This is a genomic window from Citrobacter braakii (genome assembly GCF_002075345.1).
GTDB lineage: Bacteria > Pseudomonadota > Gammaproteobacteria > Enterobacterales > Enterobacteriaceae > Citrobacter > Citrobacter braakii.
Genome location: NZ_NAEW01000028.1, coordinates 15,185 through 31,226, shown reverse-complemented (window position 1 = coordinate 31,226; position 16,042 = coordinate 15,185). Strand labels below are relative to the sequence as shown.

The window sequence follows — 16,042 nt, the reverse complement described above, 5'->3', positions numbered from 1 at the left end:
TCGGGGGAACGCCCCGCACGTTAAACCAGAACAGCGTTTCCCTGTCCTGAGGGAGCTTGTCTGTCAGCCCGCGAACCTGGGTGATACGGACCTGGGATTTCTGTCCGGCATCAATACGCTGCAGCGGTGGCAGCGCCATCAGCGCATCCGTTCTCACCCCGTCAGCATCCGTCACCCAGGACTGCGCCAGGAACGGCGTGGTTTTGTCATCGTTATTCAGCGTGATGGCCACCGTTTTCTGTGGTGCATCCATAATGATGCGGGTCCGGTCGACGTTGACGGCCGCCGGGCTGCACTGGCTCCATGCTGCCGCCAGTGTGAGTATAATCGCACGGCTTATTCTGCTGTTTTTCACCTGTTTTCTCCGTTAGTCCTGCTCTGTGACAGGGATATTTTTATCTGCAGGGCAGTAACAGCGGCCCCCGGCTGAGGTCTGCGCTCTCAGGCAACGTCAGCCTGCAGTGTGTCCGGCCATTCCAGGATACGTCCAGAGTCCGGCGGTCTTCCCCGCTGAGACCTGTCAGGTAGACCAGTCCGTCATCCCCGACCATCCCTGCGGTTCTGCCGGTTTTCCCTGAGACCACCATGGAACCAAACGGCGGACTTGTGCTGTCAGCCAGCCGGATATGACCGAGCACCTGCTCCCCCTGGCTGGCGTCAATCTTCCGGTAGCCCACCGCGCCTTCCGTCAGCACCTGGCTGATGACGGAGCTGCTGACGTCCACGTCCTCCGGCAGGGCGGCCACATCAACCGAAATATCGCTGCGGCGGTAGCTGCTGCCGGCGCTCACCACGCCCACCCCGAAGCGGTTGGTCACCGCGCTGTTGCCGTTCACCGGCACACCGGCCACGTCTCCGGTATCTATCACCATGCGGGGCTCATTCCCGGCCATCGACTGGCTGAAAGCGGCACCGTGGGCGGTGGCGGTCACCGAGCCGTACCAGCTCAGGCCCAGGCTGCGGTACTGTCCGGGCTGCAGGGTGGCGTCCGCTGCCGCCTGGCCCCACGGCAGACGGCTCTGCACGCTGCCGCTGAAGCTGCTGTTGCTGCCGGTGTCATAACGGTTATGACCGGCGCTGATGTTCCATGTAGTGTCCGGGTTATGGAAATCGCTGTAATTCACGGTCTGCTGCAGGCCGCCCCGGTTATCTTTCTGTACGCTGTAACTCACCTGGCGGCTGTCTCCCCACGGGATACTGATGGTGGCGTAGACCTGGTTCTGGCTACCCCCGCCGGTGTACTGGTTACGGGCAAACGACACCGAGGCCGAGAGTCCCTGAAGGTCGCCGAGACTGAACACCTTGTTGAGGCTGAGCATGTAGTTATTGTTGGACTGTGCGTTCCAGTAATTGAGCCGGCTTACCGAGAGGGCCGCGCTCATGTTGAGTACCGGAACGGACTGGCTATAAGTCACGGTGTAGCTCTGTTTTTCATGCCATGCATCGCCGCCGTCGGTGGCCCGGCGTTGCAGGTATTCCGGCATGGACAGAAAATGGCGGTCCGAGAACCGGTATCCGACGAACGCCAGGGTGCTGCCGGTTTTATCAAACGTTTTGGCATAGTTGATACGGTAGCTGTAACCGGACTGCTTCTGCCCGTGCGGCAGCCGCGCATCTGAACGGGTGACGTCCGCGGACAGGGCACCCAGCAGCCCCATATTCTGGCCTATCCCGAGCGCAGCGGACCGGTAGTCGCCGGTGGAGGCAATGAGGCCGCCGTACAGCGACGTGTTGTTAAATGCTCCCCAGGTGGCCTCCCCGAGCAGGAAGTCAGGGCTGACCGTACTGTTGTTATGCGTCCCGCCGTACAGCGGACGTCCGCCGGCCACCTTATAGCGAACCTGTCCCTGGCGTGCCATAAAGGGGACGCTGGCCGTGTTGACCTGCCAGGTCCGGACGCTGCCGTCGCTTTCCCGGACGCTGACATCCAGGTTGCCGCTGATATTCTGGCTCAGGTCAGGAAGTTCAAAAGGTCCCGGCGACACCCGGGTCTGGTACAGAATGCGTCCATTCTGGCTGACGGTAACCTGTGCATTACTGTTCGCAATACCGCTGATTTTCGGGGCATATCCCTGCAGGGAGGGCGGCAGCATGCGCTCATCGCTGGTCAGGGTGAGTCCGGCAAAGCGGAAAGAGTCAAAAATAGCGGAACTGAGGTACGTCTGTCCCAGCGTCAGTTTTGAACGCAGTGCGGGCAGGGCACGGAACAGATACGTCTGCGGCAGATAAAAATCGGACTGTGATGCGCCCCGGCCACTGTCAAAACGGCTGTACTGGTAATCGCTGCGCAGCCGCCAGGCGCCGAGATTAAACCCGGCGGTGCCGTAGAGGCTGTAGCTGTCAGAGGTCTCCCCCTGCTGCGGCATGTAGCGGCTGGCCATCAGGCTGTAATCAAGCAGGCCGGCGGTGACGCCGTCGCTCCAGCGTGAAGGGGGGACCCAGTCCGGGTCCTGATAGCGCATCCAGGCCTGGGGGATAATGAAGGTCAGCCGCTGCTTTTCAGCGCTGTACCGTACCTGACTGTCAGCGGAACGCAGCTCAAGGCACTGCCCGTCCGGGATACCGGTAACGGGTTTCAGGCCATGAATAATCTTATCCTTAAGACCCAGCATGGCCACCATATCGGTTGTCACACAGATGACGGCCGCATCGCGTCCGGCAGCCGGTACAACCCTGACCGGATACTGTTCCCGTACCGTCTGGTCATTGAGCCAGATATCGAGAATATAGTTACCGGGCGCCACATACCCCTCGCGGCTGAAGGCCGTGAGGTCCACGTTGGACAAATTCCCGCTGTCCAGCAGGCTGGCATTAAACTCCGTGGCCTGGGACTTCAGGACGGAAAATGTCAGGGTAATCAGAATGGCAAGCCGGGTAATTTTCATGGCATGGCGCTTTTGTGTTGTCGTCCGTGTAACAGACAGCCCGCAGGCGTGGTCAGATATAAAAGCCGTCCGAAACCCTCCGTGGACGGCTTATCCCTGGTGTTATTTACAGTGGTGTTATTTACAGCGTAAAATCACAGGTATTTCAGGGTGTAGGTGACGGATGCGTTGACATCACCGGGCGTGACGTCAGCAGCCAGCGCAATCAGACGGGCAAAGAAATTGAGTTCGTTATTACCGGCCTGCAGTTGCTGAGCGTCGCCATCCGTCATCGGGGTGTTGGGCTCGATAATTGTGGTGTTGTCACTTTTCAGTAGCTGGACACCAACATGCTTGGCGCTACCGGTGCTGACGTATGCATGATGAGTGGCGTCACCCCCGCCAGAGAAAGAGACAGTTACTTTGGACATTTTGCCGACCGGGTTTTTATTGGCGGCTGCATCATCCGGATCAAATGCACAGTTCTGGAGATGAATGGTGAACGGTTTTGGGTCCGTAGTTGCGTCGACGGCATTCAGTCTACGGTAAGAAATCTGTCCGAACGGCACGGTAATAGCGTCATCACCCGGCGCAATATCGCAGGGGGAGTTGGTGATGGTACCAGTGAAGGTAATTTTACCTGAGCCGAACGGCCCTGCTGTAGGCGTAGTACCGGCGGCAAATACAGAAGCTCCATACATCATTCCAGCAGCAACTATACAAGTAGTTAATAATGATTTAGTACGCATAAAGATATCCTTTCAGAGAATGAAAAATCAGTGCACAGGCCGACAGTGTGCAGAGCGTCAAATACCAGCCTTAACTAGTTCCCGTCAGAAACGGAAATTTATTAATTGAAGGTTGATAAAACCAAAAGATGCACTATGGCATTGCACTGTGCGGGTCAATTTATAAGAAAACTCCCAATCAACTTAAATCAAATAAAAAAGATCGATAAGATCGAATCTGTTAATCGTAAATTAAGACTAGTACTCAAAAAAACTATATTTTGATATATTATTACTTGTAAAACTATTGCTTAGATGATCACCAGAAAACGTAAACAAAGGCAGGTGTTATTGATGGAATATGCTTTTGCTGGCCGCAGATTTAACAAAAATAAAAGTATATAATACCTGATATATGTTATTTATCGGTTTAAAGCTCTGTTATAATTCAATTAATGATGTGTTTTATTTATTTTATTCTGAATGCATGAAAATATGCGAAAGTTGACAGATGTACTCAATTACTAATTGACAGCTAATACGTTGTTTTCAAATTTATTGTGATGTGAATCACATTCATAGCAATAGCAGACAAAAAAACAGATTTATACCTGATGAAAATTTTTAGGGATTCCCGTTCTTTTTAGCGAATATTTATTCACTTTTGGTGAGTATTATAAGCATCTGAATGAGTAGTAATTGATGTTATCGATCGAATATATCGATCGATAAGAATGAGTAATTAACTTTAAAAGTGGTATCTGCTGAGGATAAGGTCAGTCAGCATGCGACTAATATTTTGGTGGCGTTAAATGATAAGCTATTAATATATAAAGAATAAATGATTTCTATTACTGATGTGGGGGGGGTTATGGTTCCTGATAATACAAAGAAGTTGCAGTACATTTACCGGCTCCAGCAGAGCAAGCTGGTCAATATCAGTCACCTGACGGAAAATCTCGGCAATATCCAGGAGAGTCTGGAGGTTTTCAGTACCGAACAGAAAGCACTGGCCGGTGAGCTGGAAAGCTCTACCAACAAGGTTAGAGGGGTTATCAGGCGCCTTGAACAGAAAACGAATAAGGAAAACAGTAACAAAAACAACAATCCTGATGATGACTATGAATCGTTCTCCTCCGCCAGAAAGAAATCGTTGTTACAGACATTACGGGAAGTTCATGACTCATCGTCATCAGTGGCAAAGGGGGTTTACCGGCTTTCTGCCAGTCACAAACACTCGGCCGAACTGCTGGACCTGTCAGTGATAGTGGTAAAGCATTTTCTCTGGCGTGAACGTGTGTTTATGGCGATTATTCTCGGAGGACATGACAATGAAGCGCTGAAACAGGTTAGTGTCAGAAGTTGTGCATTGGGTCGATGGTATGATGGCCGAGGGAAAAAAGCATATTCGCATCTGCAGGTATATCGTTCACTTGGGGATGTCCATTCCCGTTACCATGCAATGATAAATGAGCTGATTGATAAAGGTATCGAGGGAATGGCCTTCAGTGAGCTGTCAGCAGAGCTGGCAAAACTGGAGATGCTGAGTCAGCAACTTGTAGGACTCATAGGCCAGATACAGCGGCATGTGGCATTGTTGCAAAATCCATTAACTGACTAATTTTTCAGCATCGTTGTATCCGCCGATGACGTTCATCCAGCGTAACGTATTTGATCCCGCTGTGTTTATGTTCAACTTTGTACCAGTTTGCAAAATGGCTTACCCAGCCATAAGCCGCCACTCGCTTGCGGATACGGCCGATGGGAAAGCGGTTATCGGAGTGACGCGGAAAAAGTAGCGTCCCGTCCTCACCTCATTTGATGCCAAACATATCCAGCGACTGCTGGATCTCCACAGTTCGTGCTGGAAAACATCCGCTCCCCCCAAAACGGTCAAAAATCTTGGCATTGACACCACCTGCCGTCGTATGGAGCAGGCGGGATGGGTACGAACGCTACGCGCCCCGAATCTACAACTGGCCGTGGAGCTGACGGATGCCGGCCGGGTACTTTCCTCCCCCTGCTGACCACCGAACAGGCGCGCGTCCGGGCGGAACAACGCGCGACGCAGGTTGTGGTCCTGCCTCTTGTTCGGGAGAAAACGGCACACGAAGCCGGTACATCCGGTGATGAACGCCCTGTGCAACTGGACGGCATGATATATCCGGCCTACCGTGGGGATTACGTGGTACGTCTCGACGGGACCACCTGCCTGCAGCTGTGGAATGCAGCCGGGCAGGTGACGTGCCTCGACGGCGATCCGCTGCAGGTGGCATCAGTGTTGCAAAAATGGTGGGGACCATAGATTTGATGCTTTCCAATATCAGCCATCTTTGCCGTTCAGTGATCTGAGATGCTTATAGATGGTGTTTGGACTTATACCAAGACTCGATGAAACAATTTTATTAGTGACAGGAAATTCAAACAAGCCGATCGAATTTAATTCTTTAATGATTTCATAATTTTTGTTTTTGCTGGGAATACACTTGTTCGCATAAATCATATTCTTTACAGGTTCCAGATGGCTCTGAACGAGGTTGTTAATATCCTGCGTGAAACTTTCATTTTTACAATTAGTTGATTTGGCGAAATTATCCACAAAGGAATTCAATGGCATATCAAGTGCAAAATTCATACATATCATTCCTATAGGTTTTTTATTCTTATTTACAATGAGTGACGATGAGGATTTAAACGGTCTGATCCCCTTATTACTGAAATAGACATCCCACATATCATCAGTTGAGTTAAATTCAGCCAGTTTCTCAAGTGCAATATTAGTGACGGGCGCTCCAAGTTCCCTTCCCGTCACATGCCCATTCACAATATGAATGACTGAATGATGCAAATCCTCAAAACTATGCAACACAATTTCACAGTACTCGCCAAGAAACTGCCCCAGACAATCAATGAAAGGAGTAAACGAAGCTAGCAGCTTCCGGTCTTCATCACTAAACTCATGATTAATAATGGATTCCATAAACTATTTCCTGATATTAAATAACGAGTCATGCTATACCAAACATCATAATTCGTCCAATTTAGTAGAGCAACACCTTACTTAGTAATATTTTATTTTACTTAGTGGTGATTTTCTATACTTTGATCACATTATCCCGGTCCTTCTGCCTCTACAATCAGGCTCAAACATGACGGAGGTTATCTATGAAACTTGGCCTTGAAACTGAGTCGTATCACCTTTTTTTTCAACAAGGAGCCATGGATATTTTTGGCTTCATTTCCAAAGCTAATGAGTTGGGACTGGATGGTGTGGAAATCAACATCATTCCAGATGAAGGATTACACCCTGAATTCGGGGTACTGAGCAGTGATTCCCCTGAATACCTGAAAAAAGTCAGAAGTGCCATCGAAGCTCATGGCCTTTACTGCGAGATAGATACGCGCTTTACAACGCCGAAAGCCATCAATAAAGCGGTAGAAATCGCATCCGCATTAAATGCTGACATCATCAGAACGTATATGTTCCGCAGAGGGGAATATGCTCCGTCGGCATACCCAACGATTGTTGAACAACTGAAGTCGCTTATTCCATTACTCAAGAAACACCGCATTCGGCTGGCAATAGAAAATCATGAAGACGAAACGGCAGATGAGATAATCGATATTGTTGAAGCAGTCGATTCAGTATGGGTCGGTGCACACTGCGATATAGGCAATGGCATGATGGCATGGGAAGAGCCGATTGATACGGTCAGCAAACTGGCACCCTACGCCTACAGTACGCATTTCAAGGATCACATTATCACCCTAAATGGTGACGAGCTTGTTGTCTGTGGAGTCCCTGTCGGGGAAGGCAGTATCGATATAGATGCCTGCTTTAAAACACTAGTCGACCGTTCAGGTGTTACCCGCATCAATATTGAAACCTGTTTTCCCTATGCTTCCCGTTTTGCTCGACCAAAAGGTACAGGTGGGGTGAATGAATTGAAGGGGACTTTTGCTGTCAAGCCGGCGCCTTTTGATAAAACAAAAATAAAGCCCCTTGAGTATTACTATCCAGGAAAAATATCTCAAACGTTACTGCATGAGTTAATGGATGCTCAGGAACGATGCGTTCAGGTCTCTGTTCAGACACTTAAAGATCTACGTCAAAAATACTGCTAATGTCACTAACTATTAGAAAGGAAATGTCATGATTATCCGCACACAGCATGCACCAGAAGCTATTGGCCCTTACTCTCAGGCAATTCTTTCCGGAAACCTTTTATTTATATCGGGTTGTTGCCCATTCAGTCCAACAGACGGTTCAGTGCACGGCCTCACTATTGAAGAACAAACACAACAGGCCATGAGTAACCTTCAGGCAATTGTTGAAGGTGCAGGGCTGAATATGAAAGACGTGGTTAAGACAACCTGCTTTATTAGCGATTTAAACCACTTCCAGTCCTTTAATGCCATCTACAGTACGTACTTTTCTTCCGGAGCCTTCCCAGCCCGCTCATGTGTTGAAGTCGCCAGATTACCGAAAGATGTATTGATAGAAGTTGAAGCCATCGCGGTTGTCAAACAATAGGACCGATAATATGAATAAATGGATCAAGCTTTGTTTCCTCATACTTGGAGGAGGCACAATCTTCAAATTGTCCAGTATGAAGGACGTATTTTACGTTCCTATGCAGGCAGACTGGGGGTTAACTAACACTCAAATTGGATTTGGTTTTACCGTATATGCCATTATCCAGACAATAGGGTTATTTAGCTCACTATACATTGCTGATCGGTTTTCTAAAAAAATCCTCCTTCCGGTGGGGCTGATTGGTGTGGGATTATGTGGTGCCTACCTCACAACGTTACCACCATTCACTGGCTATCTCATAGCCTTTGGTGCCATGGCCTTTTTTGGAGAAGTAGTCTACTGGCCTGTTTTACTCAAAGCGGTTCGACTACTGGGAACCAGAGACGAACAGGGGCGTATGTTTGGTTTTCTCGAAGCAGGAAGGGGGGTCGTCGATGTCGTGATAGCCTCAGGAGCATTGTTTGTCTTCGTTCAGTTCGGTGAAGGGAAAGCCGGAATGCAGGCGGGTCTCATTTATTACACGCTGGTCACTATCCTTGTTGGGATAATTACCTACTTTATCGTGGATGGTGATGACAAAGTCAGTACCGAAAATGCTGAAGATGTTAATAAACAGGTGTTAATGGGAATTAAGAACGTCATTAAATCCCCAAACCTGTGGCTTGCCTCATTCTGTATCTTCTTTGTTTACTCCGCCTATTGTGGACTAACGTACTTTATTCCATTCCTTAAAGATATCTATGCGTTACCGGTCGCTCTGGTCGGTGCATATGGGATCATCAATCAGTACGGGCTGAAAATGGTGGGAGGCCCGATTGGCGGATACCTTGCAGATAAAATTGCACATTCACCCGTTGTATATTTGAAATGGACTTTTCTTATCTCTGCGGTTGCAATGTTGCTTTTCATTCAATTACCCCATGACTCATTGAATGTTTATCTTGGCATGGCGGCAACACTGGGATTCGGCGCTATAATCTTCTCGCAACGTGCCATTTTCTTTGCACCAATGGATGAGATTGGAACGCCCAGAGAGTTTGCAGGCTCCGCGATGGCTTTCGGCTGCATCATTGGGTATATGCCCTCTATGTTTGCCTACACGCTCTATGGCTCTTTACTGGATAATTTCGCGGGCATAAAAGGATATAACTACATATTCTCTGTCATGGTCGTCTTTAGCCTGCTTGGCTTCATTTGTGCGACACTTCTAACCAGAAGAATGCAAAGTAAAACGTTAACAACATTGCCATCCTAGACAGGATGACTGGACATCATACGCAATCTGCTAAAAATGGGTATATCGCGCGAATCAGTGCAGGAAGTATATGACCCTACCGAAGACGATTTGACGCAAATTTGCCATAAGCATCACAACGGCTAGCAAGCGCTAGCCGTTCTCTTTCCCGCATTCGTTCTGATGCGTAAGCGCTGAGCTCGTGCCGTCTGTCGAAATTACTGCCGATCGGCGATGATGGAGTCCTCTTAAAAACGTGAATGGACTATATCAATGTCAAAATCAGTAAGCACCCATAGGGACGTGGGGTAAAAATTAGTTTACAGAAAGGGTTACGTTCCAGGGCAGTAACACTTTCACCCGGTTGGCGGGCCAGATGTCGATGACGCTGATGACGTGACGTAGCCACGTTTCCAGGTGTGCTCCAGCCGGGCGACTCTGCCACGCTCACTCTTCATCCCGCAACCGGCCCTGACTGAGACATTTATCCCCAGCCAGCGCCGCTGCGCGATGGGCGTTCAGGTCATCATCACTCACGGACACTCCTTTTTTGCCGTGAGGTGGCCGGCGTGACGACAAAAGGTGTTTTCGCTCCGGCGTCACCGGTTTCCTGTGTGGAAGATAAGGTAGTACTGATAAGGTAGTACAGCTTGCTGTCAGCACAATTCTCATCAGAATATACGAGCCACTGTTTCTGCCCTGTTCTTACGGGTTCAGACCGGGTTTAAACTGTCACATGGCATTACAGGCTCTGCAACAGCAGACGTTTCGCAACTGGAACGGCGCAGTTGTGGAGATCGACATCTGGAAATACTTCAACCGAATCCCGCACGGTACGTTGATGGGTTTACCCAGAAAGAAAATATCAGATCGCCGTTTTTTCAGACTGATTGAAGTGCTAATAACCGCAACAGTTCTGGAAGATGGTAAATCACAGAGTAATGATATCGGCTGTCTTCAAGGATCCATATTGTCACCGGTACTTGCCAAAATCTACCTTCACCATGTGATAGATGAATGGTTTGCTGAAATCAGTCGTTCGCATATTCGGGGGAAGGCAGACATGGTCAGGTATGCAGACGATAGTGTGCCACGAAGGCGCGCATAAGGGACGTGAGTCCCTGTGCAGCCATGCTGCACAAGAGATGAGGGAAGGCCCCTCGGTGTCGGTGTGCAGGCGCAGGCACCAAACCACCCACTGCTGCTACATTTAAGAGATGTGGTGGTGAGCGAGATGGGAAAAGGTCGGACGTGATCCGATCAGGTATGGATCGAAGAGACGAACGAAAGTGAACCGCTGATGATGTGTCGAAAGCGTATAGATGATGTCAAAACCATGGTGGTGTCGTTCCTGTGGGATAAGTGCAGGAGGCAACCTGTTTACTGCCTGCGCGGCATCCGGCATAAAAGCGGCGTGAAGTCGATTCAGGCTCTTGTGGGGAACGTGGGAACCTGTCACCCCGATGTAAAGGGAGAAGCGCAAGTGGAGGCCCCATGAGCGCCAGAGTACCAATGCGGGGTACAGGGACGGAGCAAGCCGTAGTAGCGGTGAAGGACCGTAATGGGTCCGGAGCAAAGGGCTTGCCCCATTGTGCTGATGGTGCTGCGGCAACCACGGGCGACAATGTCGGTGGGAGGACTGCTGTAAAATCGGCAAAGCCATTTCCTGTAAGTAAACGACAGGTATGGGAAGCTTATAAACGAGTAAAAGCCAACCGTGGGGCAGCAGGCATTGACGGACAGACACTGGCCGAGTTTGACGAGAATGTTACAGACAATCTCTACAAACTGTGGAACAGAATGGCTTCCGGCAGTTATATGCCGCAGGCGGTAAGGCGTGTGGACATTCCCAAAGCTGACGGTGGTGTGCGTCCGCTCGGTATTCCTGCCGTGTCGGACCGGATCGCCCAGATGGTCGTTAAGCAGATACTCGAGCCGGTACTGGAACCCCTGTTCCATGCAGACTCGTATGGTTATCGACCGGGAAAATCCGCACACCAGGCGATTGCGCAGGCGAGAAAACGCTGCTGGAAGTTTGACTGGGTGGTGGAAGTCGATATTAAAGGCTTCTTTGATAATATCGATCACGACCTGCTACTGAAGGCAGTGCGACATCATACTCAGGAACGCTGGGTGGTGATGTACATCGAGCGCTGGTTGAAGGCACCGGTGCAAATGCCGGATGGAGTGATGCTGGCACGGGATCGGGGAACGCCGCAGGGCGGCGTGATCTCGCCCCTGCTCTCAAATCTGTTCCTGCACTATGCCTTTGATATGTGGATGCAACGTCAGTTTCCCGGCGTTCCCTTCGAAAGGTACGCCGATGATGTTGTATGCCACTGTCACAGCCAGTGGCAGGCCGACGCTCTGATAAGTGAACTGAGGCAGCGGCTTGCGCAATGCGGGCTGGAGCTGCATCCGCAGAAAACACGAATAGTTTACTGTAAGGATGCTGACCGACGGGGGGACTACCCGGAAACGAGCTTCGACTTTCTGGGCTATCCATTCCGGCCGCGTCTGTCGATGAATCGCTGGGGTAAGACCTTCGTTAACTTCAGTCCGGCGATGAGTGCAAGAGCAGGGAAAGCAATCCGTCAGGAGGTGAGAAGTTGGGGTCTGCAAAATCGCAGTGACAAGTCCTTGTACGATCTGGCGCATATGTTCAATGCGAAAATCAGAGGTTGGATAAAGTATTACGGTGCTTTTTATAAATCGGCACTGTATCCGACGCTGAGGCAAATCGATCGCAAACTCGTGTTATGGCTGACCCGAAAACACAAGCGACTTCGGGGCCACCGACGACGGGCCAGCCATTGGCTGGCGCGTGTTGCGCGGAGTGAAACGAGGTTGTTTGCACACTGGCCGTTACTATGGGGACAGGCTTCAATGGGAAGAGCCGGATGAGCCGAGAGGTTCACGTCCGGTTCCGTGAGCACCTGAGGGGGAGGTTCCCTCGGGTGACTCGACTGGTATTCACCTTCGAGTACCGGCATGAGGCGAAACGCTTTTACAGCGCGCTGCCGAACACCAGCAGTTCCCTACCCGATCGCTGACAGTGGGGAGCTCAAATGGACGATTTTTCCCGTCTGACTTAGGAATTTCCACCCGCTTCACCGGTGGCGGGATATAACAGCAAGAACTTAACCGATTCCAGATCTTGTAAAGATTTCGGGCCAGATTATGCTCAAACGCTTCAATTGTCATTCATCCACACCTGCTGATCCCTTGTTGGCTTTTCAGATGAGTGGCTCAGCGTATGCGACATTCGCTTGACGACGGGCTATGAACCCCAGATGGTATCGGGCTGCATACGCCTTGCCAAATCCAAACGTAGCGATTGTAAATCGCTTTCAAGATACAATATGGTGTAAATTCAGTTCCAGCCTTCCGGTCCGGTAATGTGCCTGTTATGCGCTGAGTGACTCACACTACAAAGAAAGGACGCTCCCGCCCTGGAGCAAGCGAGCTGACGGGCGCGACGCGGACAGATTCAGGGAATATCAAGGAGCACGCAGGGCAAAAAAGAAGGGCAATGATGATTTGATGGCTAAATACCTGGAAAAATACCCAAAGGGAACGCCGTGGTAATGGCGAAGGGGCAAATTAATTATCCGAGAGACTAATCACGACAAACTGTCATTCGTTTGTAGGATAAGTCAGGAGGTTAACATACTGTTATGACCACGATGGTTAGTGGTCTGTAATCATGTTTGTAATCCCGGCAGGTGTTCCTGCCGGGATTACATTTTGTCATATTGACGTTTAGTTCACATTAAGCCTAAAAGGACATAGATATTGATGGAAATTTCTACACATAAGCTTTCTGATGGCATTGTTTTGACGCTTCACTCCCCCGCAAGCAGTAAAAAAAATCCAGTAATCATTTTGTGCCATGGTTTCTGTGGTATCAGAGAGATTCTGCTCCCTGATTTTGCTGAAGCATTTACTCGTGCCGGGTTTTCCACCATCACGTTTGACTATCGGGGTTTCGGGGACAGTGACGGCGAACGCGGACGTCTGGTTCCAGCTATGCAGATTGACGATATTATTTCTGTCGTTAACTGGGCAAGAGAACAGACCACCCTTGATGCACAGCGTATTGGCCTCTGGGGGACATCATTTGGAGGATGTCACGTATTTGGCGCGGCTGCCAGGAACCCGGAAATAAAATGCATTGTCAGTCAGCTGGCCTTTGCTGATGGTGAAGAAATCGTCACCGGGAAGATGAATGAGTCGGAGAAAGAAGCTTTTCTTTTAACTTTGGACAAGATGGCTGAAAAGCAGAAGAGCACCGGTAAAGAAATGTTCGTTGGTGTCAACCGGGTATTGAGTGATGCGGAATCAAAATCATTTTTTGAAGAAAACAGGACGCAGTATCCAAAGATGGATATCAAAATACCTTTTCTTACAGTGAGGGAAACCCTGCTGTACAAACCTGCATTAAATGCCTCACAGGTGACATGCCCAACCTTAGTCGTTATTGCAGGTCAAGATACGGTTAATCCGCCGGAACAGGGACGGGCATTGTTTGACGCTGTTGGGGCAAAAGAAAAAAGGTTATATGAGGAAAGCAGCGCCCGTCATTACGACATTTATACCGGGGAGCACTTTAAGCAGGTTATCGCCATTCAGACTGAATGGTTTAGAACATACCTGTAACTTTAGATAGCGGCAGACGGCAGGCCCAACATAACCTGCCGTTATGATTAGCATCAAATGTCGCATTTTGCAGCTTCGCTTCCACCTGGCCTACCTGATGCAGAGTACAGTCAGGTGACTGTGATTATACATGGCCACAGTCGTAGCAACTGGTCACAATCCGGTAATTAAGCAATTCTATGGTCGTCTTGTCGATTCAGCGAAAGTTAAAAAAGTCGCATTGGTCGCTTGTATGAGGAAATTACTAACGATTCTGAATGCAATGCTCAGAAAGGAGGAAGAATGGGATCCTAAATACCATTCGGTCAATCCATAAAATCTGTCCCATACGCTTCAATGCAGGAGTATCTGTCAGGCCGTATTGCTATCGATCTGACTGGTTAATGACGCCTCAAGATTATAATCCTTGAGTTATTATAACGTATAGATTATAATCCCTGCTTGCAAGGGGATTCACATGTACGAACTAATTTTCCACCCCGACGCTGAAAGCGAAATTTATGAACTCGAGCCTGTTATGCAGGCAAAAGCTCTTAAAGGACTTGAAAAGCTGGAAGCAAAAGGACCAGAGCTAAGGTATCCGGATACAGACATCATTGATGGTGGATTGTTCGAGTTGCGAGTTGGTCGCAAAGACATAACCAGAACATTTTTTGCTTACGCCAAAGGACGCAGGATCTACATATTAAGAACGTTCATTAAGAAAACCCCTAAGACGCCAAAAGCTGAGATAGCGCTGGCTAAGTCAAGATGGGAGGAGTTGAAAGATGGCAGTTAAAGGCATCAGATTTTCAGAAATTAAAGCCAAAGCGCTTGCAAACCCTGAAGTCAAAAAGGCTTACGAGGAAGAAACACAGGAAGAAGAGCTTCGCGCAGTCTTGGTCGAAATGAAATCCAAATCAGGGTTGACCAGCACAGAAATTGCTGCTCGCATGGGTGTCAGTCAGCCAGCAGTAAGTCGACTTGAGAGAAACGTATCAAGTGCAAGCCTCTCAACTTTGCAGCGTTACGCAGCTGCATGCGGAATGCACATTAAATTGTCTCTGAGTTAACTTTTTCTCATGTCTGTTTTGGCTACTTTTAGCGACTTTTAGAATCGCAGACACGCGAGCTGGCAACCATAAAAAGCCATTCGATTTGCATGGCTAGTTTCGGTTGTGTACTATTTCGTCCCCCGGCACTTTAGCTCAGTTGGTTAGAGCAGTCGGCTCATAACTGATTGGTCGCTGGTTCAAGTCCAGCAGGGGCCACCAAACCGCCACTAGCTCATCGGGAAGAGCGGCAACCAGGTGTTGTAGTACGAGGTTCGAGGCCCCGGTGGCGGTCCAACACCGACTTAGCTCAGCAGGTAGAGCAACTGACTTGTAATCAGTAGGTCACCAGTTCGATTCCCGGTAGTCGCACCATACTTATCACTCAAAACGCATTCCACCCAAGCCATTACTCTCTACTGGCTTCTTTTTATCTACCATTGGCTTATTAGCCCCTTTCAAAGAAAAAGTAACCAACCCCAGGGAAGTTGTGCCGGGAATCCCGCCGACTATCCGTTGCGGTATGATTTTATCGTTCAAGACAGATGCTATTAGCGGTTATCAGCACCCCACCAGACCCGGTGACATCACCCCCCGGATCATGGACGGCTGGGGGCAGTACTCATGCCGGGTCTGGCTGGCTAACACCCCATTATAAGGGGTATGAATAAGGTAACGGGGGGAGCAACGGAACAGTAAACGCCGTTAAGCGGTCATTTTAAATAGCCAAAAATCAACCAGCCAATTTACATCGTCGATTGCCATTTTTAGCCACCTATTTTACGATAGCCAAATTACCTATCCCCATTCTGACCACATATCATGATAAAAAGACCTGTTCATCGCTAACCAATTGATATTTAACTTGTTGGCCATTCCAGTTAGCTCCTTAACCGTCATCCTGGTTCCGTTACTCCCCAATCCCCTAAATCTGCGTTGAATTTGTCGCCCCGGACAACAGCAAAAAGTTAATACGCCAAAATAAAATT

The 16,042-nt window shown here is 49.3% G+C and carries 12 protein-coding genes, 2 tRNA genes and 3 pseudogenes; 13 read left to right on the top strand and 4 right to left on the bottom strand.

The window, feature by feature from the left end; translation table 11 throughout:
- From BZK42_RS25965 to BZK42_RS25955, 3 genes are all read right to left on the bottom strand, one after another.
- Positions 1–355, bottom strand: a 355-nt coding sequence (locus tag BZK42_RS25965) for a fimbria/pilus periplasmic chaperone (protein ID WP_158083391.1), incomplete at its 3' end; no start/stop codon positions are given.
- 40 nt (positions 356–395) lie between these two features.
- Positions 396–2,885 carry a fimbrial outer membrane usher protein StdB gene (gene stdB / locus BZK42_RS25960; RefSeq protein ID WP_080860941.1) on the bottom strand — a complete coding sequence of 830 codons (2,490 nt, stop codon included), beginning with the start codon at positions 2,883–2,885 and terminating at the stop codon, positions 396–398.
- Positions 2,886–3,019: 134 nt separating this feature from the next.
- Positions 3,020–3,613, bottom strand: coding sequence for a fimbrial protein (locus BZK42_RS25955; protein WP_080860939.1), 594 nt, complete (start codon positions 3,611–3,613; stop codon positions 3,020–3,022).
- 820 nt (positions 3,614–4,433) lie between these two features.
- Here BZK42_RS25955 and BZK42_RS25950 point away from each other — a divergent pair.
- Together BZK42_RS25950 and BZK42_RS29095 are read left to right on the top strand one after the other, a co-directional pair.
- Positions 4,434–5,213 carry a CZB domain-containing protein gene (locus tag BZK42_RS25950; RefSeq protein WP_249025171.1) on the top strand — a complete coding sequence of 260 codons (780 nt, stop codon included), beginning with the start codon at positions 4,434–4,436 and terminating at the stop codon, positions 5,211–5,213.
- 211 nt (positions 5,214–5,424) lie between these two features.
- Positions 5,425–5,897: pseudogene (locus BZK42_RS29095) on the top strand (hypothetical protein).
- Positions 5,898–5,915: 18 nt separating this feature from the next.
- Here BZK42_RS29095 and BZK42_RS25935 read toward each other — a convergent pair.
- The gene (locus BZK42_RS25935; protein ID WP_080860936.1) at positions 5,916–6,572 is read right to left on the bottom strand and encodes a helix-turn-helix transcriptional regulator; all 657 of its coding nucleotides are present in this window, start codon (positions 6,570–6,572) and stop codon (positions 5,916–5,918) included.
- 185 nt (positions 6,573–6,757) lie between these two features.
- Between BZK42_RS25935 and BZK42_RS25930 the strand changes: the two genes are divergently transcribed.
- The 11 genes and pseudogenes from BZK42_RS25930 to BZK42_RS25865 all read left to right on the top strand — a co-directional run bounded on the left by BZK42_RS25930 (position 6,758) and on the right by BZK42_RS25865 (position 15,424).
- A complete protein-coding gene (locus BZK42_RS25930) occupies positions 6,758–7,717 on the top strand; it encodes a sugar phosphate isomerase/epimerase family protein (RefSeq protein WP_080860934.1) in 960 nt (319 codons plus the stop codon).
- Between the two features lie 28 nt (positions 7,718–7,745).
- Positions 7,746–8,126 carry a RidA family protein gene (locus BZK42_RS25925; protein ID WP_080860932.1) on the top strand — a complete coding sequence of 127 codons (381 nt, stop codon included), beginning with the start codon at positions 7,746–7,748 and terminating at the stop codon, positions 8,124–8,126.
- A gap of 10 nt (positions 8,127–8,136) precedes the next feature.
- Positions 8,137–9,384 carry an MFS transporter gene (locus tag BZK42_RS25920; protein ID WP_080860930.1) on the top strand — a complete coding sequence of 416 codons (1,248 nt, stop codon included), beginning with the start codon at positions 8,137–8,139 and terminating at the stop codon, positions 9,382–9,384.
- A gap of 613 nt (positions 9,385–9,997) precedes the next feature.
- Positions 9,998–10,453: pseudogene (locus tag BZK42_RS25910) on the top strand (reverse transcriptase domain-containing protein); the annotation flags it as partial.
- Between the two features lie 404 nt (positions 10,454–10,857).
- A complete protein-coding gene (ltrA, locus tag BZK42_RS25900; protein ID WP_080860928.1) occupies positions 10,858–12,267 on the top strand; it encodes a group II intron reverse transcriptase/maturase in 1,410 nt (469 codons plus the stop codon).
- Positions 12,268–13,161: 894 nt separating this feature from the next.
- Positions 13,162–14,022 (top strand): UilS family quorum-quenching N-acyl-homoserine lactonase, encoded by an 861-nt coding sequence (gene uilS / locus BZK42_RS25890; protein WP_080860926.1) that lies wholly within the window; start codon positions 13,162–13,164, stop codon positions 14,020–14,022.
- A 124-nt stretch (positions 14,023–14,146) separates the two neighbouring features.
- Positions 14,147–14,338 (top strand): annotated as a pseudogene (locus tag BZK42_RS25885) (IS110 family transposase); the annotation flags it as partial.
- Between the two features lie 141 nt (positions 14,339–14,479).
- Positions 14,480–14,800, top strand: a complete 321-nt coding sequence (locus BZK42_RS25880) for a type II toxin-antitoxin system RelE/ParE family toxin (protein ID WP_080860924.1) — start codon at positions 14,480–14,482, stop codon at positions 14,798–14,800.
- Positions 14,790–15,074, top strand: coding sequence for a helix-turn-helix domain-containing protein (locus BZK42_RS25875; protein WP_080860922.1), 285 nt, complete (start codon positions 14,790–14,792; stop codon positions 15,072–15,074). Before BZK42_RS25880 ends, BZK42_RS25875 begins: the two co-directional genes overlap by 11 nt.
- A 124-nt stretch (positions 15,075–15,198) precedes the next feature.
- A tRNA-Ile gene (locus BZK42_RS25870) sits at positions 15,199–15,275 on the top strand.
- A gap of 77 nt (positions 15,276–15,352) precedes the next feature.
- Positions 15,353–15,424, top strand: a tRNA-Thr gene (locus tag BZK42_RS25865).
- The last annotated feature ends 618 nt before the right edge of the window (positions 15,425–16,042 follow it).